This is a genomic window from Algivirga pacifica (assembly GCF_039543525.1).
Classification (GTDB): Bacteria; Bacteroidota; Bacteroidia; order Cytophagales; family Flammeovirgaceae; genus Algivirga; species Algivirga pacifica.
This window is the reverse complement of sequence record NZ_BAABJX010000026.1, coordinates 39,258-64,763: the sequence shown is the minus strand read 5'-3', so window position 1 is coordinate 64,763 and position 25,506 is coordinate 39,258. Positions and strand designations below refer to the sequence as shown.

General features: G+C 40.6%; 22 protein-coding genes. 9 read left to right on the top strand and 13 right to left on the bottom strand.

Going from position 1 to position 25,506, the window contains the following annotated elements:
* Window positions 1–157: 157 nt before the first annotated feature.
* Window positions 158–868, top strand: a complete 711-nt coding sequence (locus ABD985_RS08870; protein ID WP_345371015.1) for a head GIN domain-containing protein — start codon at window positions 158–160, stop codon at window positions 866–868.
* Between the two features lie 131 nt (window positions 869–999).
* Here the strand turns inward: ABD985_RS08870 and ABD985_RS08865 are convergent, their stop codons facing one another.
* Window positions 1,000–2,385 (bottom strand): aminopeptidase P family protein, encoded by a 1,386-nt coding sequence (locus ABD985_RS08865; RefSeq protein ID WP_345371013.1) that lies wholly within the window; start codon window positions 2,383–2,385, stop codon window positions 1,000–1,002.
* Window positions 2,386–2,670: 285 nt separating this feature from the next.
* Here ABD985_RS08865 and ABD985_RS08860 point away from each other — a divergent pair, with 285 nt between their 5' ends.
* The 3 genes from ABD985_RS08860 to ABD985_RS08850 all read left to right on the top strand — a co-directional run bounded on the left by ABD985_RS08860 (window position 2,671) and on the right by ABD985_RS08850 (window position 7,452).
* A complete protein-coding gene (locus ABD985_RS08860; RefSeq protein ID WP_345371011.1) occupies window positions 2,671–3,552 on the top strand; it encodes an AraC family transcriptional regulator in 882 nt (293 codons plus the stop codon).
* Window positions 3,553–3,750: 198 nt separating this feature from the next.
* Window positions 3,751–6,690, top strand: coding sequence for a M1 family aminopeptidase (locus tag ABD985_RS08855; RefSeq protein ID WP_345371009.1), 2,940 nt, complete (start codon window positions 3,751–3,753; stop codon window positions 6,688–6,690).
* Between the two features lie 429 nt (window positions 6,691–7,119).
* Window positions 7,120–7,452, top strand: a complete 333-nt coding sequence (locus tag ABD985_RS08850) for a hypothetical protein (protein WP_345371007.1) — start codon at window positions 7,120–7,122, stop codon at window positions 7,450–7,452.
* 47 nt (window positions 7,453–7,499) lie between these two features.
* On the opposite strand, the gene ABD985_RS08845 is transcribed toward ABD985_RS08850, so the two are convergent.
* From ABD985_RS08845 to ABD985_RS08815, 7 genes are all read right to left on the bottom strand, one after another.
* Window positions 7,500–8,561: a proline racemase family protein gene (locus tag ABD985_RS08845; protein WP_345371006.1), complete on the bottom strand. Its 1,062-nt coding sequence runs from the start codon at window positions 8,559–8,561 to the stop codon at window positions 7,500–7,502.
* A gap of 159 nt (window positions 8,562–8,720) precedes the next feature.
* On the bottom strand, window positions 8,721–9,989 hold the full coding sequence (locus ABD985_RS08840) for an NAD(P)/FAD-dependent oxidoreductase (RefSeq protein WP_345371005.1): 1,269 nt from the start codon (window positions 9,987–9,989) through the stop codon (window positions 8,721–8,723).
* Window positions 9,990–10,291: 302 nt separating this feature from the next.
* Complete coding sequence (locus ABD985_RS08835) at window positions 10,292–11,293, bottom strand: 4-hydroxyproline epimerase (RefSeq protein WP_345371003.1); 1,002 nt, start codon at window positions 11,291–11,293, stop codon at window positions 10,292–10,294.
* Window positions 11,286–12,272, bottom strand: coding sequence for a bifunctional Delta(1)-pyrroline-2-carboxylate/Delta(1)-piperideine-2-carboxylate reductase (gene lhpI, locus ABD985_RS08830; RefSeq protein WP_345371001.1), 987 nt, complete (start codon window positions 12,270–12,272; stop codon window positions 11,286–11,288). The genes ABD985_RS08835 and lhpI overlap by 8 nt, the downstream gene beginning before the upstream one ends.
* Window positions 12,273–12,339: 67 nt before the next feature.
* Window positions 12,340–13,935, bottom strand: coding sequence for an aldehyde dehydrogenase (NADP(+)) (locus ABD985_RS08825; protein ID WP_345370999.1), 1,596 nt, complete (start codon window positions 13,933–13,935; stop codon window positions 12,340–12,342).
* Between the two features lie 274 nt (window positions 13,936–14,209).
* Entirely contained in the window at window positions 14,210–15,121 is a 912-nt protein-coding gene (locus ABD985_RS08820; protein WP_345371098.1) for a dihydrodipicolinate synthase family protein, read from the bottom strand.
* A 429-nt stretch (window positions 15,122–15,550) separates the two neighbouring features.
* On the bottom strand, window positions 15,551–17,017 hold the full coding sequence (locus ABD985_RS08815; RefSeq protein ID WP_345370998.1) for a DUF389 domain-containing protein: 1,467 nt from the start codon (window positions 17,015–17,017) through the stop codon (window positions 15,551–15,553).
* 312 nt (window positions 17,018–17,329) lie between these two features.
* On the opposite strand from ABD985_RS08815, the gene ABD985_RS08810 reads away from it, so the two are divergent.
* From ABD985_RS08810 to ABD985_RS08795, 4 genes are read left to right on the top strand one after another with little or no spacing between them, the layout of a single operon-like run.
* On the top strand, window positions 17,330–18,157 hold the full coding sequence (locus ABD985_RS08810; protein WP_345370996.1) for an ABC transporter ATP-binding protein: 828 nt from the start codon (window positions 17,330–17,332) through the stop codon (window positions 18,155–18,157).
* The gene (locus tag ABD985_RS08805) at window positions 18,144–18,941 is read left to right on the top strand and encodes a hypothetical protein (protein WP_345370994.1); all 798 of its coding nucleotides are present in this window, start codon (window positions 18,144–18,146) and stop codon (window positions 18,939–18,941) included. Before ABD985_RS08810 ends, ABD985_RS08805 begins: the two co-directional genes overlap by 14 nt.
* Before the next feature lie 2 nt (window positions 18,942–18,943).
* Window positions 18,944–19,312, top strand: coding sequence for a GntR family transcriptional regulator (locus tag ABD985_RS08800; protein WP_345370993.1), 369 nt, complete (start codon window positions 18,944–18,946; stop codon window positions 19,310–19,312).
* Window positions 19,299–19,997 carry a hypothetical protein gene (locus tag ABD985_RS08795; protein WP_345370991.1) on the top strand — a complete coding sequence of 233 codons (699 nt, stop codon included), beginning with the start codon at window positions 19,299–19,301 and terminating at the stop codon, window positions 19,995–19,997. The genes ABD985_RS08800 and ABD985_RS08795 overlap by 14 nt, the downstream gene beginning before the upstream one ends.
* A 130-nt stretch (window positions 19,998–20,127) precedes the next feature.
* Here the strand turns inward: ABD985_RS08795 and ABD985_RS08790 are convergent, their stop codons facing one another.
* From ABD985_RS08790 to ABD985_RS08775, 4 genes are all read right to left on the bottom strand, one after another.
* Complete coding sequence (locus ABD985_RS08790; RefSeq protein WP_345370990.1) at window positions 20,128–22,437, bottom strand: TonB-dependent receptor; 2,310 nt, start codon at window positions 22,435–22,437, stop codon at window positions 20,128–20,130.
* Entirely contained in the window at window positions 22,424–23,383 is a 960-nt protein-coding gene (locus ABD985_RS08785) for a DUF4249 family protein (protein ID WP_345370988.1), read from the bottom strand. Before ABD985_RS08785 ends, ABD985_RS08790 begins: the two co-directional genes overlap by 14 nt.
* A gap of 119 nt (window positions 23,384–23,502) precedes the next feature.
* Window positions 23,503–23,943: a GNAT family N-acetyltransferase gene (locus ABD985_RS08780; protein WP_345370987.1), complete on the bottom strand. Its 441-nt coding sequence runs from the start codon at window positions 23,941–23,943 to the stop codon at window positions 23,503–23,505.
* Window positions 23,944–24,042: 99 nt separating this feature from the next.
* Entirely contained in the window at window positions 24,043–24,651 is a 609-nt protein-coding gene (locus tag ABD985_RS08775; protein ID WP_345370986.1) for a PH domain-containing protein, read from the bottom strand.
* A gap of 307 nt (window positions 24,652–24,958) precedes the next feature.
* On the opposite strand from ABD985_RS08775, the gene ABD985_RS08770 reads away from it, so the two are divergent.
* A complete protein-coding gene (locus ABD985_RS08770) occupies window positions 24,959–25,318 on the top strand; it encodes a four helix bundle protein (protein ID WP_345370984.1) in 360 nt (119 codons plus the stop codon).
* Here ABD985_RS08770 and ABD985_RS08765 read toward each other — a convergent pair.
* Window positions 25,311–25,484: a hypothetical protein gene (locus ABD985_RS08765; RefSeq protein ID WP_345370982.1), complete on the bottom strand. Its 174-nt coding sequence runs from the start codon at window positions 25,482–25,484 to the stop codon at window positions 25,311–25,313. The two genes, ABD985_RS08770 and ABD985_RS08765, sit on opposite strands and share 8 nt — an antisense overlap.
* Window positions 25,485–25,506 lie beyond the last annotated feature (22 nt).

Genomic DNA, 25,506 nt, shown 5'->3' with positions numbered 1-25,506 from the left:
GGGAGACGATTTATCGCCTCCCTTTTTTTATGCATATGTTTATATTGTGAATATTTTGAAATATTCATGGCTAGCACATTGAATAGTATGTCATTAAGTAGACCTTTGATAGGTATAATGGTTAGTATTTTGTGTCAATCACTTTAATGGTATACTTATGAAAAAATATGTCATAGCACTGTTTACCCTAGTTGTATTAGCAAGCTGCTCAAGAGAGCGTATCTCACCTACTGGATCGGTGATTACTGAGAGCAGGGATGTAGATGCTTTCTCAGCGATTAGTATTCACAATGGCTTCCGGGTGAAAATTACCATGGATAGTACAGAGTCTGTGGCGGTTGAGGCTCATGAGAATGTACAACGGTACGTAAACGTAAAACAGGTAGGGAACTTTTTAGAGATAGAAAAAGATAGATGGGTAAGTTTTTCTTCAGATGTTGAGGTAACTGTACTTATTTCAGCCAAGACTCTAGAGCGAATTAGTGGGTCAGCAGGGACGATGATGGAAGTGGAAGGAACGCTCTCTGCTGAGGATCTTAAGTTGGTTTTATCCGCAGAGGGTAATTTTAAAGGAACTATTGAGGTCGAGACGTTTGAAGCTGATCTGAGTGGTGGAAGTACTCTGGAGTTGACAGGAAATACGGGACATTGTGATTTGGAAATTTCAGGAGGGGGAGCTGCTGAAGGGTTTGATTTTGTAACCGATACTTTTGAAGCGGATTTGTCAGGAGGAAGTACTGTGAAAATGAGCATCAATGGTGCAATGGATGTATCTGCAAGCGGAGGGAGCAGGGTTACCTATAAAGGCTCCGGTGTAGTAGAGCGAGAGCAATTGTCTGGAGGTTCTACCATTATCAAAGCAGAATAGTGGAGTGCATTACATGGTGTAGGCTTCGCACTGTTGAGGTTTAGCAGGAGAGCTATTTCTCAACAGTGCAAAGCACTTCTCAACGGCACGCAGTGCCACTCAACCAGCGGCGCAAGCCGCCTCAACAAAAGCTATCTGCTTACCTCTTTCTCAACAGCTTCCACGGTCTTAGCGATTTCCTCTCCAAGTAACTCATATCCATTGTCTGTAATGACAAAGTCTTCTTCTTGTCGGATACCACCAAAATCTTTGTAGGTCTCTACAACATCGTAATTGATGAATTGCTCAAGGTGCTTATTTGCTTTCCATTGATCAATTAGTTGAGGAATAAAGTAAATTCCTGGTTCGATAGTAATGACATACCCTTTTTCCAGCTCTTTTCCTAGACGAAGGGACTTTAGGCCAAACTCCTTACTCTTCTGTAAGGTATCAGTATAGCCCACATATTCTTCTCCAAGGTTTTCCATATCGTGTACATCCAATCCCATCATATGGCCCAAACCGCACTGGAAGAAGAGGGTATGGGCACCAGCTGCCACAGCCTCTTGTGTATCCCCTTTCATCAAGCCTAAATCCTTAAGGCCATCAGTAAGGGCCGCTGCCGCAGCAAGGTGTCGATCCAGAAAACGCTCTCCCGGACGTAAGCCTTCAATGGCTGTTTGGTGGGCGCCGTATACCACTTCAAAGATTTCTTTTTGACGTTGGCTAAACTTTCCACCTACAGGCATGGTACGGGACATGTCTCCGGCATAATGCATAGCTGTTTCTGCACCAGCATCAACCAACAACAGGTCTCCTTCTTTCAGGGTATTTCCATGGTAATGGTTGTGAAGAATTTCCCCGTTTTTCGTGACAATACTAGGGAAGGATAACTGTCCACCAGATGCTTGGGCGATACGCTGTAACTCGGCAGCAATTTCGGCTTCCTCAACTCCGGGTTGAGCCATTTCCATGGCTTTAAGATGCATTTGGTTGGTGATGTCCACTGCTTTTCTCAGTTCTACCAACTCAACTTCTTCCTTAATAGATCGCTGGGCAACTACGGCCTTGATAAAAGGAATCGAAGCCTTTTTGTTGACTAGGTTGATGGGTAGATCTAACCAAAGTGACAGGTCTATTTGTATATCGTGGCGATAAGGTGGAAGGTAATGAATTGCCTGGTTGCGTTTGGCTTTTTCTAAAAAAGGGGCCAATTCTTTCTTGGGACGGACATCCTTTATACCTGCTTTTTCACATTTGGAAGCTAATGTTTCCAATGCTCCCATCCAGATAATAGCATCTATGGAAAGTTCATCGCCAAAGATGATTTCCTCTCCGGTATCTGTATCCAATACCCCTACGATATCAGGTTGGTCAATGCCAAAATAATAAAGAAAAGTACTGTCCTGACGAAAGTGATAAACATTATCGGCGAAGTTCATTCCCAGTTCTCTGTTGGCAGGGAACACAAGGATACCGTCTTGTATATTTTTAGAGAGAATGCCTCTTCTATTCTGATAAATTGAAGTTTGAAACATAGTGATGATTAGTTGATTTTATAACCCGATTTCACAAATGTAAAGTGAAAACTTTCCTTGATTTTATTCAATAATATCCAATACTAATACTATTTTAACCCAAAGGTTGCTTAATTGATCCGCTTGAAGCACTTTATGTATCAGTTGTTAATGAAGTTGAATGTAAGAGCCATTAAGGAAGCCAATAAATAACTATAGTAAATAGGTCACAGAATCTAAGTTTTAATTCCTTTTGGAGTGCATTTACCAATTCAAATGATGTACTAAAAACCATAACCAACAACCATGAAAGTACTTCCATTCAAGATTCCCAAAAGTACAAAAGAATCATTTCGCGTACAGCTAGATGCTGATCGATATTTGTTTGATACGCTTCATCAGCATTCAGAATTTCAAATTATGCTGATTGTAGAAGGAGAAGGAACCGTGATTGCAGGGGATTACATCAATCCATTTAAAGAGGGAGACCTTTTTGTGATTGGACAGAATATGCCACATGTATTTCGTAATGATCCTAGTTATTATGAAAAGGATAGCCATCTAAAAGCCACAGCCATTTCTGTTTACTTTGACTGGCAATCATTGGGCGATGGTTTTTTTGATCTTCCAGAAAGCAGGCAATTGTCTGATTTTTTGAAGATTTGTAGCCGTAGTATACAGGTACAAACTCCTGAGGTAGTCAGTCGTTTACAGCCTATGTTGTTTGCCTTAATGGATAAAAAGGGAATTGACCGAACCATTCAACTCTTGAATATTTTGGGAGTATTGTCCAATTGTCAGGATTATGACCTTTTGGCTTCTTCAAGTAACATGACCTATGATAATGAAGAAGATGGTAGACGAATGGACCGAATCTTTAAGTTTACGATGGAAAATTATCAGCGATCGGTATCTCTGGATGAAGTGGCTGATATCGCAAATATGACTCCGAATGCTTTTTGTCGCTATTTCAAGCGTCATACACGTAAAACCTATGTGACTTTATTGAACGAGGTTCGAATAGGACAGGCGTGTAAGCTATTGCAGTATGACGAGCATACAGTGACAGAGGTTTGCTTTATGGTAGGTTTCAATAACTTGTCGAATTTCAACAGAAAGTTTAAGCAGTATATGGGAGTTACTCCTACAGAATATGGGCGTAGGCATAAAAGAGCATTAGCTATTTAAGGTAAAAGGTAAAAGGTAAAAGGTGACTAGACCTTGTTCGGTTACATTCTGTAATGAGACGAGCAGCTGCGATTCTATATTCACCTCTCTATAGGCAATTTATTTAAGTGAAGAGTGTTGACCTTTGTGGTGTACAATTTATTGTACTGAATAAATAATTTTTTCCCGCCGATAAAATAAACGAGTAAACATATAAAGATGATTTCGAGAACGATTAAAAGCAGCAGTCTATTGCTGATTTTTTTGTTATGCTTGTCCCCTTGGGTAATGGGACAACGAAAACTAGGTGCAAAACCAACAGACTCTGGTGGAGTACTGATGCCTGAGCAAGCAGCTTATGATGTCACGCATTACCATATTGACCTGGAAGTTATTCCAGAAGAGAAATCGATTTTAGGTACAGTGACGATTTCAGCAAAGGTGATGGCTCCTTCAGAATGGGTAGTTGTGGACTTAGACACTGCTTTGAAGGTGCAGAAAAGTACTTTTAAAGTGGAAGGAAAAGAAGCACCCTTAGAAGTAAAACGAAAAAAGGGACAAGTATGGTATAGGTCTTCCCGTATGCTGCAAGTAGGAGAGGAATGGAAATTAGCCATTAATTATAGTGGACATCCTAAGGAAGCCCCTAGGGCCCCATGGGTAGGTGGTTTCTCCTGGGCTGAAACACCTCAGGGAGCTCCGTGGATTGCTACTTCTGTACAGTTTGATGGAGCAGATCTTTGGATTCCTTGTAAGGATCACCCATCTGATGAGCCGGACAGTGTAGACTTACACATTACCGTGCCGAAACCATTGGTAGTAGCTTCTAATGGACAGTTGAAAGGGATTAAGAAATTCAAGGGAAAGAAAACGTACCACTGGCAAATTAATACACCAATCAACAACTATGATATTGCACTTAATATAGCCCCTTATAAAGAGGTGAGTTATGAGTATACGAATGTATTGGGGGAAAAAATGCTTTTGAGATGGTGGGTATTGCCTTCTCATCAAAAACAAGCAGAAGTATTATTGCCGGAGTTTGCAGATCATTTACGCTTTTATGAGGAGAAATTAGGCCCGTACCCTTTCCGAAATGAAAAGTATGGAATAGCGGAAGTACCTTTCCTTGGGATGGAGCATCAAACCATTATTGCGTATGGGGCTAATTTTAAGCCCAATGCTTTTGGATTTGATTTTTTACATCATCATGAGTTAGGTCATGAGTGGTGGGGGAATATGGTTACAGCGGCAGACTGGAAAGACTTCTGGATACATGAAGGATTCTGTTCTTATATGCAGGCACTGTATACAGAAGAAAAGAAAGGTCTAGAGGGATATCATCAGTATATAGGTACGATGCGCCCTAAAATTAGAAATATTCAAGCATTAGCACCTATTACTTCTAAATCTACCAAGGAGAAGTATTTTCATGCTCCATGTTACACGGAAAGCGATGGAGATATTTACACCAAGGGAGTACTAGTACTACATACGCTTCGCTACCTGATTGGAGAGGAGGCCTTGATGAGGAGTTTGAGGAAAATGGCGTATCCAAGCAAGGAAATGGAAGGAAAGACTGATGGCTCTCAATGTCGATTGGTTTCTTCTAGTGACTTTATAACTATCGCAGAACAGGAAAGTGGGCAGGACTTGGACTGGTTTTTTGAGGTATATCTCAGACAACCTCAAATTCCAAACTTATTGGTTAACAAGGAAGGGGACTACTTATCCTTACGTTGGGACCTTCCAAAAGAGATGGATTTTCCAATGCCTCTGGAAATTGAGATAGGTGGACAACGTCAGCGTATTGAGATGACTGGGAATCAGGCAAAAATACCTTTAGGAAATATCAATATGGAGGAGATTTCGATAGACCCTGATAATTGGATTTATAAGAAATCAGAATACAAAGAAAAATTAGCATTTAGAAAGCAACTGTCAGAAGGACTTCCTGGAGTGACTTTTAAAGAGCTTAAGGCGAGCGATCATTTTTCTCAGTACTATGAGTTATTTATCCCTCAACCAATGGATCATCAGTCGCCCGATGGAGATCGTTTTATGCAAAGAGCTTATTTTGGTTTTGCTGGTTTTGACCGCCCGATGATCTTGGAAACAGAAGGGTATGGGGCATATAACTATACCAAAGAGCCAAGTAAACTATTACAAGCAAATCAGTTGGTAGTAGAGTATCGTTTTTATGGGAGATCAGTACCAGAAAGCGGTATTCCTTGGGAGTATCTGACGAATGATCAGGCGATAGAAGATTACCATCGATTAGTGACCAGACTAAAACCAATTTTCTCTTCTAAATGGGTAAGTACAGGAATCAGTAAGGGAGGTGAAACAACCTTGATTTATAAGAGTAAATACCCGAATGATGTGGATGTAGCCATTCCTTATGTAGCACCAATTATTCTTTCGAGAGAAGATCCCCGAACAGATATCCATATTCAAACGGTTGGAGAGAAAAGTACAAGAGATAGAATAGCGGTTTTTCAGAGAGAAGTACTGAAGAATAGACAGGCTATTCTAAATGAGATTCACCGATATGCCGCTGAAAAGGGTATGCATTTTAAGGTAGGAGAAGAGGTTGCATTGGAGTATGCGGTATTGGAATTTCCATTTTCCTATTGGCAATGGGGTGGAAAACCAGAAGAAATTCCGGGTAAAGGAGCTTCAGCAAAAGAGCAGTTTGATTACTTGAATCGCATTGTGGGAATTAGTTTTTACTGTGATAAAACGCTGGATAGATTAGCACCTTCGTATTATCAGCATATGCGAGAACTAGGATATTATGGTTTTGATACTTCCAACGTCAAAGACCTTCTGGAAGTCGTAAAGACGCCTACAAATAGGTTCTTTGCTCCAGAAGGAGTCACACTAACCTATGACAATACTTATATGAGAAAGGTATTGGACTATTTGGAGACCAAGGGGAATAATATTTTATATATCTATGGAGGATATGATACCTGGGGTGCTTGTAGTGTGAACCCTACAGACCAGACGAATGCATTGAAAATGGTTTTGGAGGGTGGCAGCCATTCGACTCGTATCAAAGATTTTTCAGAAGAAGATCAAAAGAAAGTTTACGCAACGCTAGTGAAATGGTTGAATATTGAAGTGACACCATTAGAAAATGTCTGTATAGAGTAGTATTTATTGAATGGCGATACACTTGTATTTCATAAACACAGACTTCTGGAACACCGCTTTTTTGATGGAGAGGCGGTGTTTTTTTAAATTATCAATGTTAGCTGAACTGGTTCAAGAGTTCAAATTCCGAACGAGGTACGAGTACGGAATTGCTCTTGGACCAAGCGGTTTACTACCTCAGTCAAGTCTAATGCGTACTGCGCTAGTCCAAGAGCGTATTGATAGTCGTCCCTCCTATCAATACTGAACTCTTGAACTAGGAGCATATTTTCTACCCATACGAAACTAACCGTGATAAAGTCTATTGAAAATTTGATTACAATCATCATTTCCCACCATATAGGTCACTCTTTGAGGAAACCGTAATCTCTACCTTGGTTGTAGAAAGAAACAGTAGAGGGGATAGGATCACTTAAAAAATGAGGGCATATGAAAAAGATTATTGGAGGAATCGCCTTTTTAGGAATGATCATCGGAGCATTACCAGTATTGGCGCAGGATGAAGGAAAGCAATTATTTCAGGTGGAGGAAGAGGTGGTGAGTAAGAGAGGGTGTATGGACTGTTCGTGTAAAGAATTGATATTGGATCCTACGCTCTTATTTAAAGACAAGAGCCATATTGCTCTTAAGCATCAAAAAAATAATGTTTATATAAGTGAGTTGACACTGGAGGAGAAGCAGCACATTTTGGTGGTGTTAAAGTACCTGCCTCAACCACTCGCTCAGCAGAAAGAAACTGTAAAAGGGGAATACAGAAAGTAGTAAATGATGAGAGATGAAACAGGCACGTTACTAATGTGCCTGTTTTTTTATCGTAATAAGAATCCTTCCTTAAAAGGGTCGTCCGGATCAATTAAAAAAGTATGCATTCCTGTAATATAGGCTGTACCTTCTACCTTAGGAATCACCGCATTTTGGTAAGGACCATAAGGAATCACTTCCTTGATACTTCCTTTGAACTGGCTTCCGGTAATGCTTTCGATGGTTAAGCTTTCGGATTCGGATAACTCTCCTTTGGCATAATGAAGGGCCATCCTTCCTGCGACACCAGATCCTGTAGGGGAGCGATCTACTTCTCCATCAGCGAAAATACATACATTTCGACTGTTTGCTGTGGAGGAGTCCTCAGGCTTACCCATAAAGATTGTTCCATATAGGAAGCTTAGATCTTCTTCAAAAGGGTGTTTTACCTTCACTTGTTCCATTACAGCATGCTTGATAGCCCTGCCTTTTTCAATTAATTCATTGTGATTTTCCTCAGCCATGGAAATACCTAAATGATCGGCATCGACATAAGCATAAAAAGCACCTCCATAAGAAATATCATAAGGGACATTACCAATTCCTTTTACCTGTACTTCTTGGTTTAAGGCAAGAGTAAAGGAAGGAACACAATAAAAATAGCAGTCGGTTACTTTTCCATGATCGTCCAATCGAGCATAGCTATCAATCCTTCCGCAAGGCGCATCAATACGAAGATGTGTCTCAGGGAATGTTTTTTCTTTCCATCCCATCTCTACAGCTAGTTTAGTAAGGGCAATAACGGCATGCCCACACATGGTAGAATACCCTTCGTTATGGATAAAAAGAACACCGAAGTCGGCCTCATCTGTATTGGGTGGAAGTAGAACACAACCATACATATCGGCATGCCCTCTAGGTTCCCACATCAATGCTTTTCGGAGGGAGTCGTGTCGGTTTTTCATATCCTGACGGTATTCCAAGATATTGTTTCCTTCTAATTTGGGAAGCCCTCCGATAATCACTCTTAGCGGTTCCCCTCCGGTATGCATATCAATACTCTGAACTTGAAGCCATCCTTCTGGAGGGACGAAGGAAGTTTGTGTTTGTATTTTATGGTAAATGCTCATTTTTTCAGTTATCAGTGAAAGTTGAAAAGGACTATCTAGTCAAAGAGTTCAGAGATCATACGATAGTATGATATCGCTCTTTGACTTTGCAGTTTATGACCAAAGGATCATTTTGGGTTTATCAGTTATCAATAATTACTGATAAACCCCACCTACATATCACACTGCCGCAATCAACTGTGCTTTTCTCTCATAACGATTTGGGGAAAAGCCTTCCAGTGACAAACTCCCTTTTTGTTCCGTAAGTAGCTCTGCAATTAATTTACCGGTAGCAGGTGCCAAGCTGACCCCCATCATCGCATGCCCTGCAGCGATACTTACATTAGTAAACTTATTACTTCTACCAATATATGGAAGGCCGTCAGGAGAACAAGGGCGTAATCCTTTCCATATTTTAGTTTTATCCTCTGGAATCTGAGCTTGGTGCTGTGGATAGTATTTTTCTACTGCCTGTACGATGCCTTCCACTCTTTTAGTGTTTACAGAGAAGTCAACGCCAGCAATCTCCATGGTACCGGCAATGCGAAGTGAGTTCCCCATAGGCGTCATCGCGACTTTTGCTTCTGTGAGGATAGAAGGAATACTAAGATTATTTTTAACATTCTCCTGTGTAATACTATAGCCTTTTCCGGCTTGCATAGGTAGGTTTAGTCCTAGTTGTTCAACCAAATCCCCTGCCCATGCTCCTGTGGCAACGACGACCTCATCAGCATCAATCATTCCTTGATTGGTGATTACTCCTTGTATCTTATTACCTTTTTGGACAAACTGTGTGACCGTAGTGTTTTCTAGGATTTTTACTCCCTTAGCTAGTAAGTTGGTATATAATTGCTGTAATACTTCGGCTGGATTAAGGTGAGCATCTCCCGGGTAGTAAACAGCCCCCTTCACATCAGTGGTACAGTTATTTTCCAAAGTGGCTACTTCTGAAGCCGAAAGGATTTGCGCTTCTAGCCCTGCTTTTTGAGCCAAGAGTGCCGCTTCACCTTCTTCTTCTTCCATATGGTCTGTTTTATAAAGCATCAGTAATCCCTTGTGCTGTAATGGAAGCTGTAAGTCATCCATTAATTCCTGATATAAAGATTTACTGAAGAGACTCAAGTCTCTAAGCAAAGGGATCGCGTTGGATACATGGGTATGGTTGGCTGCCTTATAGAAATGAAGTCCCCATTTAAACAGGGTAGGACTGATTCTTGGACGGACATAAAAAGGACTGCGGGCATTAAACATCCAACGTATACCTTTAGAAATCATCCCGGGTGCAGCTAATGGAATAATATGACTGGGAACGATCATTCCAGCATTCCCAAAAGAGCAACCATCCAATACTTTACCTTGCTCCAGAACAGTTACCTGACAACCTTCTTTGGATAGATAATAGGCAGTAGATAATCCAATGATTCCTCCACCAATTACAGTTACATTCATACAATTTTTAATTACTAATGAGGAATTTTCAATTATCAATGAACAGTGAGCAGTGAACAGTGAGCAGTGAGCAGTGAGCAGTGAACAGTTATGAATTATGAGTGCTGTAAAAACTATTGGTTATTGTGTTCGATGGTAAGTTTTTAATATTATACTTGATCTATAGTTCAAATAGACGAACTTATTTTTGAAGCCATAACTCATAACTCATAACTCATAACTCATAACTCATAACTCATAACTCATAACTCATAACTCATAACTCATAACTCATAACTCATAACTCATAACTCATAACTCAACTATATTACCTGAAAACCGTGTGCATATGGATCATTTTCATCAATGATGATATGATTATATCCTGTCACTTGTGCCCATCCCTCTATGCTAGGAATAATGGCAGGAAGGCCATCCAAAGAAGCCTCTTCCTCTATACGCCCAATAAACTGAGAGCCTATAATACTTTCATGGATAAATTGTTCACCGGGTTTGAGTTGTCCTTTGGTGTACCATTGTGCCATACGGGCTGAAGTACCCGTTCCACAAGGAGAACGGTCGATGGCTTTATCGCCATAGAATACGGCATTGCGAGCAGTAGCTTCAGGAGATAAAGTAGCTCCGGTCCATAAGAGGTGACTTAACCCATTGATGGTTTCGTCCTGAGGGTGAACAAAGACATACTTTTCATTTACTTTATTACGGATCTCCCGACTCCATCGAATCAACTGATCGGCAGAGTAATCCTGAATGCCTTTGAAGTTTTCCTGAGGGTCTACGATGGCATAGAAATTTCCTCCATAAGCGACATCCATACGCAGGAGGCCTAGTTCTTCTGTTTCTATTTCTATATCGGTAGCAGCAAGGTAAGAGGCGATATTGGTCAGTTGTACAGAGGTGACCTTTTTTCCTTCCTGTTCATAGGACACTTTGACGAGTCCTGCGGGGGTTTCCAGTCGAAGCTGCCCCGGAACTTTGGGAGTGATCAATCCTTCTTCAATAGCAATGGTTACCGTGCCAATCGTACCGTGTCCACACATAGGAAGACAGCCACTGGTTTCAATAAACAATATTCCCATATCGTTTTCCGGATCGGAAGGAGGGAAGAGAATACTGCCAGACATCATATCATGTCCCCTTGGTTCAAACATGAGGCCTTTTCGGATCCAGTCAAATTCCTTGAGGAAGTGCTGCCTTTTTTCACTCATATTTTTTCCTTTCAGAAGAGGGCCTCCTCCTGCAACTACCCTTACTGGGTTACCACAGGTATGTGCATCGATACAAAAAAAAGATTTTCTATTCATGTTGATTTATGGCATGGTTTGTAGCAGGGCTAATGCCCAATTGTTTCGTAATAAGTTGTGCAGCGACAAGATCTTCCAGTGCATGTCCTACGGATTTGAATACCGTAATCTCCTTGGAGGAAGTCCTGCCCATATGTTCTCCTTTACAGAGTGTGGTTAATTCAGCTAGAATATCATTAGGGGTAATACTGCCTTCAGCTAGTGGTATTGCCAGATCACCGGTTTCTTTGCTTGCGCCTTCCAGGGTGTCTACAAAAATGCTGGACTGCCATAGAACGGCATTGTCAGCTTCTCGCATGTTGGGCTTATAGGCCCCCACAAGATCAATATGTTGCCCTTCTCTTAATTGCTCTCCAAATACAAGTGGAGTACTACTTAATGTAGCGCAACTCACAATATCAACATCGGAGATGATGGTTGTGTAGTCTTCAATGGGTTCAATGGAAGCAGTGATCTTATCCTCAAGAGTATGGGCAATCTTTTTTGCTTTCTCATAACTTCTCCCCCAGATATAAACTTTTTCAATAGGCCTTATACTGCAATGTGCTTGTATTAGTTCAGGTGCGAGTACACCGGTTCCGATCATCAGCAGGGTACGACTATCTTCTCGGGAAAGAAAAGAAGCCGCAAGGGCAGAGGCAGCTGCTGTTCTTTTAGCCGTAAGACTAGGAGCATCAATTAAGGCTTTTGGTTGTCCAGTGACTGCATCCAGCAAAAAGTAAACTCCTTGTATAGAAGGGAGCTGAAACTTGCTATTATGAGGAGATACGGTCACTACTTTTACGCCTACATCCTGATTGGTCTGCCAGGCAGGCATAAGTAACAAGGTAGAGACCTCTTTCCCCGATACACCTTGGAAAAAATGATGATGCCTTAAAGGTACTTCTATACGCTGAGTTTTAAAGGCTTCCCTCAATGCAGGAATAAGGAGATTGAAGGGGAGGTTTTCCTGAACTTCTCGTTGACTAATAATTTCCATAATAATACAATGTAGAGGCGCCCTAATAGGGCGTCTCTACTATACAAATCCCTGTATTAATAATTACCTAACCTACTAATTCAACTATAGACACTTTACTCATTTGTCCGTCTACCTTTCGCCAGATACCTAATGGATTTGCATCCTTAAGTTCTTCAGGAAGGTAGGACTCTGGACAGTTTTGATAACATATAGGGCGAACAAATCGCTTGATAGCCGCAGTACCTACGGAAGTAAATCGACTATCTGACGCTGCAGGAAATGGTCCTCCGTGTTGCATGGCATGACTTACCTCTACACCTGTAGGAACATTGTTAAAGATCAAGCGTCCCACCTTTTCTTGCAGGATATCGATTTCGTTCTCAAAGATCTTCACATCTTCATTGGTACCCATGATAGTCCCTGTAAGCTGTCCCTTCAGTGCATGTAATACCAATTTTAGTTCTAGGCGGTTTTTACATTTTATGACCAAAGAAAATGCACCAAACACTTCTTCTTGGGCTAATGTATTGTTGATAAAGTCTTCTCCGGAGATCATAGCTATAGCAGGCTGACCAGCACCTTTTGGTAACTCTTGTTGTGAACTAGCTATTGGGCTGACTCCTGTGGAAGAAAGAACGGTTTCTTTTCCATTTTCATAGGCTTTTAGAATGCCGTCAGTGAGCATGACTTGTGGTGTACTATCCTCAATAGCCTCTTTGAGTTCAGAGGTAAACAAGTCCAGCTCCATAGAGTCCAGTCCGATTAATAAGCCTGGATTGGTACAGAATTGTCCTGCTCCTAATGTGATGGAAGCGGCATACGTTTGTGCAATTTCTTTGACTTCCAGATTAAGCTTCTCGGGAAGTAATAGTACCGGGTTGATACTGCCCATTTCGGCAAATACCGGAATGGGAACAGGACGTTCAGTAGCGATTTTCATTAATGCTTGCCCCCCTCGAGTGGAACCGGTAAAGGTTACCGCTTTGGTTTCAGGGTGCTTCACTAACTGCTCTCCTACGCTATAGCCTTGAGCGTTTAGGGAAGAGAAAACCCCTTGAGGCATATTGGTTTTTTCAGCAGCATTTATGATTGCTGTAGATACCAATTCATTGGTACCTAAGTGTGCTTCATGAGCTTTCACAACTACAGGGTTTCCTGCAGCTAATGCCGAGGCCGTATCGCCTCCAGCCGTAGAGAATGCCAAAGGAAAGTTGCTGGCCGTAAATACAACTACAGGACCAAGGGGGCGGAGCATGGTACGGTGATCAGGTTTAGGGACGGGAGTTCTTTCCGGTTGAGCTGTTTCAATCACAGCTTCACACCAGGAGCCTTCCCGAAGTAGGGTAGCGAACAAGCGTAATTGATTGACGGTTCTACCTCTCTCTCCCTCAATCCGCCCTTGAGGGAGCCCGGATTCCTGAGCAGCCTGTTGTACCAGCTCATCCCCCAGCACCAATAATTCCTCCGCAATAGCTTCCAGAAAGTCTGCTCTTTGGTCTTGTGAAGTTTGTTTGTAAGTAATGAATGCGTTAGCCGCTAAAGACATCGTTTGTTCTACTTCTTCAGTCGTGGCTGCAAAAAAACGTGTGGGTAAAGTAGTGCCCGTAGCAGGGTTGATACTTTGGCAAGTTGTTGTACCTTGAGCGGATAAAGTACCGCCGATAATATTTTTACCGTGCATAATCAGGAATATTTTTGAATAAATTGGTGCGTAGTAACCACCACAGTCACTTTCTCTTCTTACTATTCAGTCCTCTACAAGAAAAACATTCAGCCTAAAAATGATCAAGAGCATTGATGTCTTCGGAAGAGAAGAAATGCTGTGGTGGTAAGAGTGGTTATCGGTTATTGTTTATCGCTTATCGTTTAAATAACTTTCTTAACTGATAACTGATAACTGATAACTGATAACTGATAACTGATAACTGATAACTGATAACTGATAACCGATAAAACTATTGATAAACTTCTACCTCAGGTAAAGCTGGTCGAGAAGCCAGACTATCCTCAATCACTTTAAGGACACGTTTGCGTTCAGTACCGATAAGCGGAAGTCTAGGAGCTCTTACAGTCTCAGAGCCTAGTCCAACAGCTACTTCTGCTAGCTTAATATTTTGTACGAGTTGAGCATTGATATCCAGTTCCAATAGTGGTAAGAACCAACGATAGATCGCAAGCGCTTCCTCCATACGTCCTGCTTTGGCCAATTGGAAAATAGTAACAGTTTCCCTAGGGAAAGCACATACCAGTCCGGCAACCCATCCGTCAGCTCCCATGGCAAGGCTTTCCAAGGCAAGTGTATCTACGCCTGAAAGAATCTGGAAACGATCACCAAAACGGTTTTTCATGCGCGTTACATTAGACAAGTCACGGGTAGACTCTTTTACTGCTTGTATATTCTCGTATTGAGTCAGCTCCTCAAACATATCCAGTGTAACCAATGTCTTGTAGTCAACCGGGTTGTTATAGATCATGATCGGAAGGTCTGTACTCTTGGCGATCTCAGCAAAGTAAGCAACTGTTTCATAATCAGTAGCAGCGTATCGCATAGGAGGTAATAGCATCAAGCCACTAGCACCGTCTTCTTTTGCTTTAGCAGCCGCAGCAATTGCTCCTTTAGTAGTTTGCTCTGCGATATTGATAATTACAGGAACTTTACCTGCTACGTGAGCAACGGTTGTGCGAACAAGGGTAGATTTTTCTTCTTCGGTCAGTGTACTGGCTTCTCCTAGGGTACCACCAAGGATAATTCCATCAACACCTGCTTCTAATTGCGCATCGATATTCTTCTTGAATAGCGCTAAATCTAATGTGTCGTTTTCTGTAAATTTTGTGGTTACAGCTGGGTATACCCCTTTCCAATTGATTGTCATTTCTTATGATCGTTTTTAAGTATGAAATAGAAATCCAAAAGAGCTTACACTGCTGAAGAGCTTAAGGTAGGCAAGCAAAAACCAAGTGAATACAAAGCGAAGATTAGGGATCATTACCTTTTGAAAGGATAGCCTTAGAGATCTACTATCTTTTACTTCTTACCTTTATTTTACCTCTTATCAATTTACTACATGGTTAGTATATGGTCAGTAGAGAAATGAGATTAGCACAGAATAGCTCTCCATTTGCTCTCCAACAGTATAAGCATATGACAAATGTATAGGGAGACTAAGGAAGATATTTTCACCATTCTAGCAGGATATAATATTATCCTATCCACTTGTTAAGGTGAGGGTGTAAAAAGCAGGGAATTTGGTATTAAAGTACAAGGTAGGGGCGACCCCACGTGGTCGCCTTTTATATTATTTGATCTTAATAACCAAGGAATCAGGGTAAATACCATTTTGCTGTAAATGCAACATGGTTTTTAGACGAATATTCATGCGGATTACTTTTAGCTCCTGTCTCGAGAGCTTCCTTTTCCAATGAAGCGTTAAGATGTACAGGGTATCCCGATGGAGTTGTATGTCCTCTGTGATTTCTTTACCGAAAGCCATCTTTTGTAAGTCGGGGTAGTCAATTCTTAAACCTTCTTTCAGAGGTGAAATATTCCATTGATCAATTTCTTTTTGTTTTAAGAGCGTTTCCAAGGAATCTACTTGATTACGATAAAACACTAGAGCATCCCCCTTTTCGGACTCAGGTACTTGCTGGATTAAACTATCGATATGTTGAAAGTCCCGAAAGCGAAATTGTCGATGAAAGATTCTAAAAGTGGTTTGTTCTAAATGATAACGTTGTGTCTGGTTTTTCCAGGTAGCGATTGTGCGATCATCAATGGAACCATGGGTGACATCCAATTCCATGTAAGTGGAATCTGGGTTGATATACTTACTGTTAAAGTTAAGCTTGATGTTTTCATCAGTGACTGAAGGCTTGATGACTTCCAAATAAAAATTCTCACTATTATTTAAGAAGAGGCTTTCTTTTACCAATCGATAGAAAAGAATACCGGAGGGAATAATAATGATTACTGTTCCCAATAGGAGGTAGTTTTTGACTTTCTTCTCTACTTTGGGATCAATAAATTGTCGGGTAGGAAACTTCATTAAACGTATAATCCCTACAGTGGATATACAAATAAACAGGGAGTTGAGTAAGAATAAATACATAGCCCCAAAGAAGTAGGACCATTTTGCGGAAGCCATTCCATAGCCAGCAGTACACAAGGGTGGCATTAAAGCGGTAGCAATCGCCACACCTGGTACCACTGTACCCCGCTCTCCCCGGGTGGCGGCGATGATTCCTGCTAGTCCTCCAAAAAAAGCAACTAAGATATCTAAGGTAGTAGGAAATGTTCGATTCAACAGTTCAGGAGTTTCCCGTTCAATCGGTGAAATGAGAAAATAAAGGAAAGAAACCATCAAGCTCACAATGGTCATCTTTAAGAAGTTTTTTAAAGAGATCGCAATTAGCCCAAAGTCAATTAATCCTAACCCTAGTCCAATTCCCCGTATAGGTCCCATCAAAGGGGAAATCAACATGGCACCAATAATTACCGCCGGAGAATTGTTATTCAATCCGACAGAGGCCACGACAATAGAACACATCAATACCCAGATATTATATCCACGATACTTGACACTTCCCTCTATGGATTTAATGGTTGCTTCATAGTCTACGTTTTGGGTGAGTTCAAATGACTCCCTGATTTCGTCAAGTATACGTTGCCATATACTCCGAACACTCTTGTCTTCTATTTTTGTGGGGTCTTCGATGACCTTTCGTTCCAGTCGTGATTTTTTATTTGGGTTCTCTTCGTTTGCCATTAGGTGATCGGTGGTTAGTGATGGGCGATTAGGTTTAATTTATGAGATTTCAACCTGATTATTGGAGTGTCATGACTAAAAGTTGACAAGTTTTTTTATTGAAAGGCATTGTGATTGTCGTTTGCGTTAGTTCTATCCAAACGATAAGTGATTTACTATAGATGATAGACAGTCATACTTCGCTATGCATTGTGTTAATGCGGTTTTTGTTTGGTTTTTTATTTTAAATAAGAATTTAGTTTGGATAATAGATTCGTTTTAACTTACATTTATACTGTATTAGTTAAGTAGTACACTAAATCACTAAGTAAAATGATACAACTCCAGAAACTAGGTTTTGCTTATAGTAGCAAGACCATATTGTTTAATAATCTCAACTTATCCCTTCATGAAGGGAGTATTGTAGGAGTCTTAGGAAAAAATGGAGCAGGGAAAAGTAGCTTGATGAAAATGATAGCAGGGCTTTTGTCTCCTCAAGAAGGCACCTTAAGCGTTTTAGGATATACTCCTTCCGCACGAGTCCCTTCTTTTTTACAAGAAGTATTCCTTCTTCCTGAAGAACCTGAAACCCCTTCGCTTAGTATTCAGGAATATATTCAGGCTTATAGCCCATTCTACCCAAATTTTGATCTGAACTTACTGGAAGAGAGCTTAAGAGTATTTGAGTTGTCGATCGGCACTCACTTGAAAAAGCTTTCCTATGGACAGAAAAAGAAGTTTATGATTGCTTTTGCCCTAGCCAGTAGATGTCGTTTGATCATCATGGATGAACCGACTAATGGGCTAGATATTCCATCCAAAAAAGCCTTCAAGAAATTGATGGCAGGGACGATGAATGACGATCAATTGCTTTTGCTTAGTACACATCAGATCAATGATATTGAAAGCTTGATTGATCAGGTAGTGGTATTGGACGAAGGTAAGGTAGTTTACCATAAGGGTATGTATCAGCTCAGCAAAGAGCTCGCCTTTGCCCTGGTACCTTCTTTAGAGGGAAGGGAAGTGCTGTATAGCGAGGAAAGTGTGGGAGGTTACAAAGTAATTACCCCTAATCAAAAAATGGATACTCCAGTTGACTTGGAGTTATTATTCAATGCGTTAATGAAAAACCCGAATAAGTTAGATCATGAAAACAACTAATGACTTTTTTAGTGCTACCCGTTTCAAGTTGCTGGCGCAGCAAACGTACTTCTTAAATCGAAAGGCTTTTTTTAAGGGGATCGCCGGATTTTGTGGTGCACTGTTTATTTTATTTTTGGTGATGCAATCTCCCTTGGGAATGAGACGAGCCTTGGAAGGAAAGCATTTGCTGGAAATATTTATCACACTGTTTGTGATTTTAGGATTGATTTACATTGGTTATGCTTTTCCGGCTTTTCGCTCTAAAGAAAAGACCATTCCTTACCTGATGTTACCGGCTTCCGCATTTGAGAAGTTTGTTTTGGAATACCTGACTCGGATACTATTGTTTGTGATTGTTTTTCCCTTCTTATTTTTGATGACCTATATGGTTGAAGGATGGTTGCATGCTAATTTATTGCAGGATATCAACTTTTATGGCTGGGAGGTATTGGATCAAATTGAACTGTTTAAGCATATGGAGGAATTTATGAAGCCATGGTCGGCCATGTTGCTGGGCGTAGTTTTCTGGACAGGTATCAATTTAGCCTTTTTAGGAAGTGCGATGTTCCAACGATTGCCTTTGTTGACAACCATATTCGTATCCGTGGCATTGTTCTTTCTATATTTTGGGTTAGTTGTATTAATGTTTTTTCTTTTTGATGTGAACTCCTATCCTTTTGTATTAAAGCAATCTTCTATATTGGAAAGAGTATGGATAGCGGCGATTATTCTATTGGGGATAGGATTTAATGGAGGGTTGATTGCTGCGGCGTATTATAAGGTGAAAGAAAAAGAGGTCTAAAAATGGAATTCAATAACAACAAAAGTATTTACCTACAAATTGCTGAGAGCATCACGGAGAAGATCGTGAGGGGAGAGTACGCAGAAGGAAATAAGATTCCATCAGTGCGAGAGATGGCAGCAAACATGGGAGTAAATCCAAATACCATTATGAGAACGTATAGTGAACTACAGTCCCAAGGGATTATTGGAAATAAGAGAGGAATCGGCTATTTCGTGAATGAGAAGGCACAGGAAGCCATTTTACTGCAAAAGCGTAAGCATTTTTATGAGGAAGTCCTTCCGGAATTTATCCGACAAGCAGAATTGCTTGGTATAGAACTGGAAGATCTACAAAAACATTTAAGTACACTCGAAAATGAAAACAAGTAATAAAATTCTGATGGCCGCTTTTGGGAGTATTGTGGCTTTTATCCTGATTGCTGGAACCTCCATGCGTATACAGATGAATGATACGGATAGGCTACAGCTAGTAAAAAATAGGTTGTCAATTGCTCCTTTTAAATATATCAAGGTCAATAGTCCCAATTTTACCCTATCAATGAGCACAGGTAAGGAACATGCTTTTTTGCTGGATTCAGATCAAAAAATAGAGGACAGTAAGCATGTATTGAACTATTATATCTCGAATGATACCCTCTATTTTAAGGACCAGACGGCAGAGCAGGAGAAAATTCCTTTGTATCACTTTACCTTGACCACACCGGATTCGGTACATGTGATAGATGCAAAAAATACCAGAGTAAATCTCAGTAACCTAAAAAGTGACTATTTACAAGTAACGATGGAAAAAGGAGAGCTTTCAGCCTATCATAATACTAAAATTGGAACATGTACCCTTGACCTGAGAGATGTCGTCAATCACTCTTCATTTTCTTCTAACACTCAAATAGAGGAAGCTACGGTCAATCTAAATAATTCGGAGTTTCACTTTTATAACAAGAAGAAACTAAAATCCCTGAAAGGAACCATTTACAATGAATCGAAGCTTACACTGAATGATCCTGAAATATTAAGTATTGATAAGGATCAGAAGAGTAGTGTCAAGGTACACTAAGTTGAATGAAGAATGAAGAATAGATGGCTTAGGAATTGCATACCAACTTTATCAGTCCTAATTTCATTCTTCATTCTTCATTCTTCATTCTTCATTCTTCATTCTTCATTCTTCATTCTTCATTCTTCATTTAAAACTGCACAATATAACTCACCATCGGAATCAACGGGAAGCCAGACTGCTTCCAGTACTGATTATTATAATAGTAGATGTATAATGGATTAGGGTTACTGTACAGGTTATACAAGGAGAACGACCAGGTACGTAGGGACTCCTGTCCATTTCTTTGTCTCAGTTTCTTGCTTTGGTAGCTGATATCCATACGGTGATAGGCCGGGAGTCGGTGACGATTGATACCTCCTACGTTGCCTATACTTTCCAATGGAGAGGCCCCCGGCATAAGGGAAGCCGTAAGCTGTTTACTGTCCTGTATAGTGAAGGCGCTTCCGGTGAAATAGACGAAGTTAAAAGAGATCTGCTTGTCTTTATTGAAGTTATAAGCTCCGAAAAGAGAAAGGTCGTGACGACGGTCAAAAGTATAAGGGAAGGTATTCCCGTTATTAAGTGTAGGGAACTGACGGTTAGACCAAGAGAGCGTATAGCCCAACATACCCATCCATTTCTTACTTTCTTTTTTCAGAAGAATTTCAGCGCCATAGGCTGTACCGGTTCCGGTTTCTACCAGTTCCTGCCAATTTTCCTGGAAGCCAAACATTGTATTACCTGGGTCTTTATAAGCTAATAAGTTTTCCATCTCTTTATAGTAGCCACTTAGTGTTACCTCCCATTTTTTTGGCGATTGATATTGTAGGTCTAAAGCATATTGTGTGGCTTTGGCAGTAGGGTGCAGATCAGTGGCCGTGACCCAGGTATCCAATGGCAGACGGCCATTCAGGTTATTAAGCTGCTGAAACGGCTGTACCATCTGGCTATAAGAAGGGGCAATACTCAATTGCTCATTGACTTGATATTTCAAGGAGACCCTTGGCAAGAGGTAAAGATCATTTTCCTCTTTGTCAAAATAGTGAAGGTACCCCCCTCTCAATCCGGCACTCAAGGAAATCTTTTCACCAATGCTTTTGCTATAGTTCACGTATAGGGCACTATTAAGCAAGGAAAGGGAGTACTCCTCTGCTAAGGAGTCATTAGGATTTTCAGAAAACGTATTGACTTGTGGAAGTAATTCTTGATGTGCTACACTTCCTCCTACTTGTATATTTCCCCAAGTTGTTTGAATCGTATTGTCAATTTGTACGCCATAGTCTCGGATATTGGAACGTATGTCTCGGTCCGGTCCTCTTTCTTCTTCTGGAGACAAATCCTCTACTAAAATATCGTTTTGATAGGCACTATAATAGGCCTTCAGGTTCAAGGTATGTTCGTCGGTAAACTGATGTTGCCACTGACTGGAAACAGCCATATTGGTCCAGTTTAAGCTATATCGATGGTCTGAGTAGCTGAAATTTCCACTGTGCTGTAGGAAACGGTCACGGGAAAGAAAAAGGTGGTTTCTCCAAGTGGTTTTGGAAGATAGCTTGGAATGACTTTTCAGATTGACGTCATAGAATAAAAAGTTTGGAGCACCAGAACCTTCTCCGCCGATTAATGCCAACACATCGGTAAAACTCCTTCTCCCTGCCATGATTAGGTGATGCTTTTCATTAGGGCTTTTCAGTTGGCCTGAAAAAGAGGAAAGAATAGGGTTGAGATTCAGCTTGAAACGATAGTCCAAAGAGTCCCGACTTTTCGTAGAGAGGACAGAAGAAAGTCCTCCTCCATAATGGGCAGGGATGTCTCCCTTAAAAAGCGTGGTACGTTCAATGATATCTTCGTTATAGGAAGAGACAAATCCCCAAAAATGGGAAATATTGTAAAGACGGGCATCATCCAGCAAGGTGATGGTTTGGTCTGGACTTCCTCCTCTTACGTGCAATCCCGTAGTGCCCTCTTGTCCCGGCTTCACCCCTGGAAGGATCTGCAAAGCTTTGATAGGGTCTTGAATACCCATGGTAGGGATACGTTGTAAAACCGCTCGCTCTATTGCAATGGACTGGGTATGAAAGGGGGAGTCTTTCTGTCCTTTGACTTCTACCGTTTTTAATTCTTTTTGTCGGTCAAAAAGAAGGGTTAAAGGAAGATCTTTCCGGATGACGACTTGTGTTGTTCGGGACATTCTTTCGTAAGAAAGTAGGATGGTAGCCGGTCCCTCTCGTAATGGAAGGGTAAAAGAGCCGGACAAGTCCGTTGCTGTTTTAAGGGTATCGGATTGTATGGCCGTTACCTTTACATTAAACAGCGGTTGTTTGCTTAGTTGATCCAAGACCTTCCCTTCTACAGTAGCTTTTTCTTGTGCAGAAGTGGATGAAATGGATAGTATAGAAAATCCAAGCAGGAATAAAATAGTAGGGTAAAAAGAAGACATAGGACTAGAAAATTTCATCTTTTAGTGGAGGAAAAGCGACTTGGCGTACGGTGTAAGCGGCAAAGATGCCGTTGGCGTTTTTGATATTGGAATAAAGCTGTGTGCTTTGCCCAAAAGGGAACCAGTCTTCAGGGTCCGGTTCGTATTTTTTACTGGCAATATAGCTTTGAAGGTATTGGTCATAGGTGGTACTGCCATTGACTACGGAAGCGGTAAGGTCATATCGGGTATAACGGCCAGAGTATTCCCGTTGATAGGTTTGATAGCCAAACTCAAATGCATAGGTATAGGAGGCTGGTGCCGGAAGTATGGGCGAAAAATCACCATACCCATACGTATTAGTATAACTGTCAAACTCCCCTCTTTTTTGGTCAAAATATGGATCAATACTCTGAAAGTTATAACCAAAATATTTCTCAGAAGCTTGGTAAATACTATCGTGGTCGAAGTAGTGTGCATGTACTAACCCTCCCAGCCAACTGGGCTTTGGCAAAGGAGTCTCAAACGTTACGGTATATAACTGATAACGGCGAACAGACCATCCATTATCAAGTACGGTAGTGTCATAAGCATAAATATGCCTTGCTGTAAAATCAGGAACCAATTCAGGAACAGTATCTTCCGCCTCAATGGTTGGGTGTCCATCAATCGCTACCTCAATACGGTAGGTATGATTGACTTTTGGGAGGTAGTCTAATTGGTAATAACCACTCCCTCTATAGGCGGTCGTACCAATTTCAGTATTATTTTCAAATACAGTAATCTGGGCATTGTCCACATTAGGAAATGCTGTTGCAGCGGTAGGTGGTATTGATTTGGAGAGGTGAATACTAATACTCGAATCAGGGCAAATCATCCCATTTACGATAATTTCTTCGTTGTGATCTACCTCAAAGGCAATAGGTTCACTACACCCATATAGTAATACTATAGGGAGTAGTAAAAGGCAAATAGTTTTATTCATTACAGATTATTAAAGTGTGTTTTGCTTATTTGTTCACAAAGAAAATAAATTATGCAAAAAAAAAACAAAAATAGATTTTAATAAGAGATGTAATGAGGAGAGGAAAGGTTGTAAAGGGTTTAATAGCTGCGTAATTGCATATGGTACAGGTGGTATCCTTCTGCCCACCCATTTTCTTTTACGAAAAGTAGTGTAAACCCCATCTTCTCATAAAACTGATAGGCCAATTGGGAGGTTCGTACGATAATGTTGGAATATAGTTTTTGGGATTGGATGTGCTTTAGTCGAAATAGTGTAAGCTGTTTGCCAATGCCTTTTCCGTGAGCATCAGGATGAACGAAATCCCAGGATAGGCGAGCTTCCTGTTGTTCAGGGAAATAATTGATACCTGCAGCACCCAGGATCTCCCCTTCTTCTTCAAATAAAAAATAGTCTTCTATATGCTGCTTCAAATAATCTTCTAGGTCAGTAATTTCCTCTTCAGCAAAATAAGCAGGGGTATTGGCCTGCATAAGGGCGATGACTTTTGGGTAGTCATCGGGGTGGTAAGGACGAATCATGTTAATGAAGAATGAAAAATGAAAAGTTATGAATTGAGTGATGGGCTAAAGATAGTTAATTTCATCCTTCATCCTTCATCCTTCATCCTTCATCCTAGACTATTCGTTTATAAACTTCTCATAAATCTCCCCAAAGTCTTCACGATTGAACTCAAGGTAACGGTCTTTTTGCCAATCAAAAGCATATTCATTGACTTTTTTGAACAGATCATCCGTCATCTCGAATCGGCTTGCAGATAGTGTTTGTACTGTACTGCTAAGGCTACTTTCAGACATTTCCAGCATGCGGTCATTATCGTATTGCATGGAACCAATTTTCACTAAAGCTTTGTAAAGGTCTTTCAGCTTTTCCAGTTGTTTTTTATCAACATCAATGCTGTAATCCACATCACCAAGATAGAACTTGATCTCTACGTCCTTATCCAGGTTTCCGGCAGTTTCCAGACGTACATTTCTGAAGTTGTTGTGCTTATAGGAATACCTCTTTAGCATGCGTTTTTTATTCATTGCTGAGGTACCATCCAAATGGATCAATGCTTTATTCGTAAAACAGTATTCATCACTTTTGGATTTGATCAAAAAATAGATTTTCTCTCCATCTTCGTGCATGACATAGTCATCAGAGTCTACCATATGATACTCAGAAGGGCTTACAATAGTACCGATGTCACTAAGACCCATCATATCCGAGGCTACTTTTCCAAACATATTGTTTTTGATTTGTATAAGGTTAAAAATAAAATTGATGTATTGGGTTTAACGTGGAGGGGAGGCAAAAGGTTGCTGGAGGGGTAAAGGATAAAGGATAAAGGATAAAGGATGAAGGATGAAGGATAAAGGATAAAGGATGAAGGATAAAGGATAAAGGATAAAGGATAAAGGATGAAGGATAAAGGATAAAGGATAAAGGATGAAGGATTATTTTTCTTATAGTGCTTTAATTGGGTAGTGAAATGGATGAATTAGTTAAATCACAGCTTGGTATCGTAATTTATCTAATCTTAATCACAACTTTATGTATCAGTTTCCTTATGAACGCCTTAATGTTTGGAAAGAAAGTATGCTCCTTATAAAGGAAGTCTATCAGGCGATTATCAAATTTCCAAAGTCAGAAGATTATGCATTAAAATCTCAGTTAAAAAGAGCGGTGGTATCTGTTACTTCTAATATAGCTGAAGGTTCAGCTCGCCTTTCTCCTAAGCAACAAGCTTATTTTTTTCAAATGGCTTATGGGTCTCTTATTGAAGTAAATTGTCAATTGCAAATAGCAGTGTCTTTAGGGTACCTAGAGGAAGAATCGTATAAGTCTTTGCGGGAACATATTCGTCAAATAAGTAGTCAACTTAGTGCACTTAGAAATCGACAATTTAAGTAAGGATTTTTTCCGAGGAAATGTTTAGTTTCCTCCTTCCTCCTTCCTCCTTCCTCCTTCCTCCTTCCTCCTTCCTCCTTCCTCCTTCCTCCTTCCTCCTTCCTCCTTCCTCCTTCCTCCTTCCTCCTTTTTCTATTGCCGAAGTTATCCCTACCTTTACCCTGACCATTTTTTACATCAGAGTATCTATA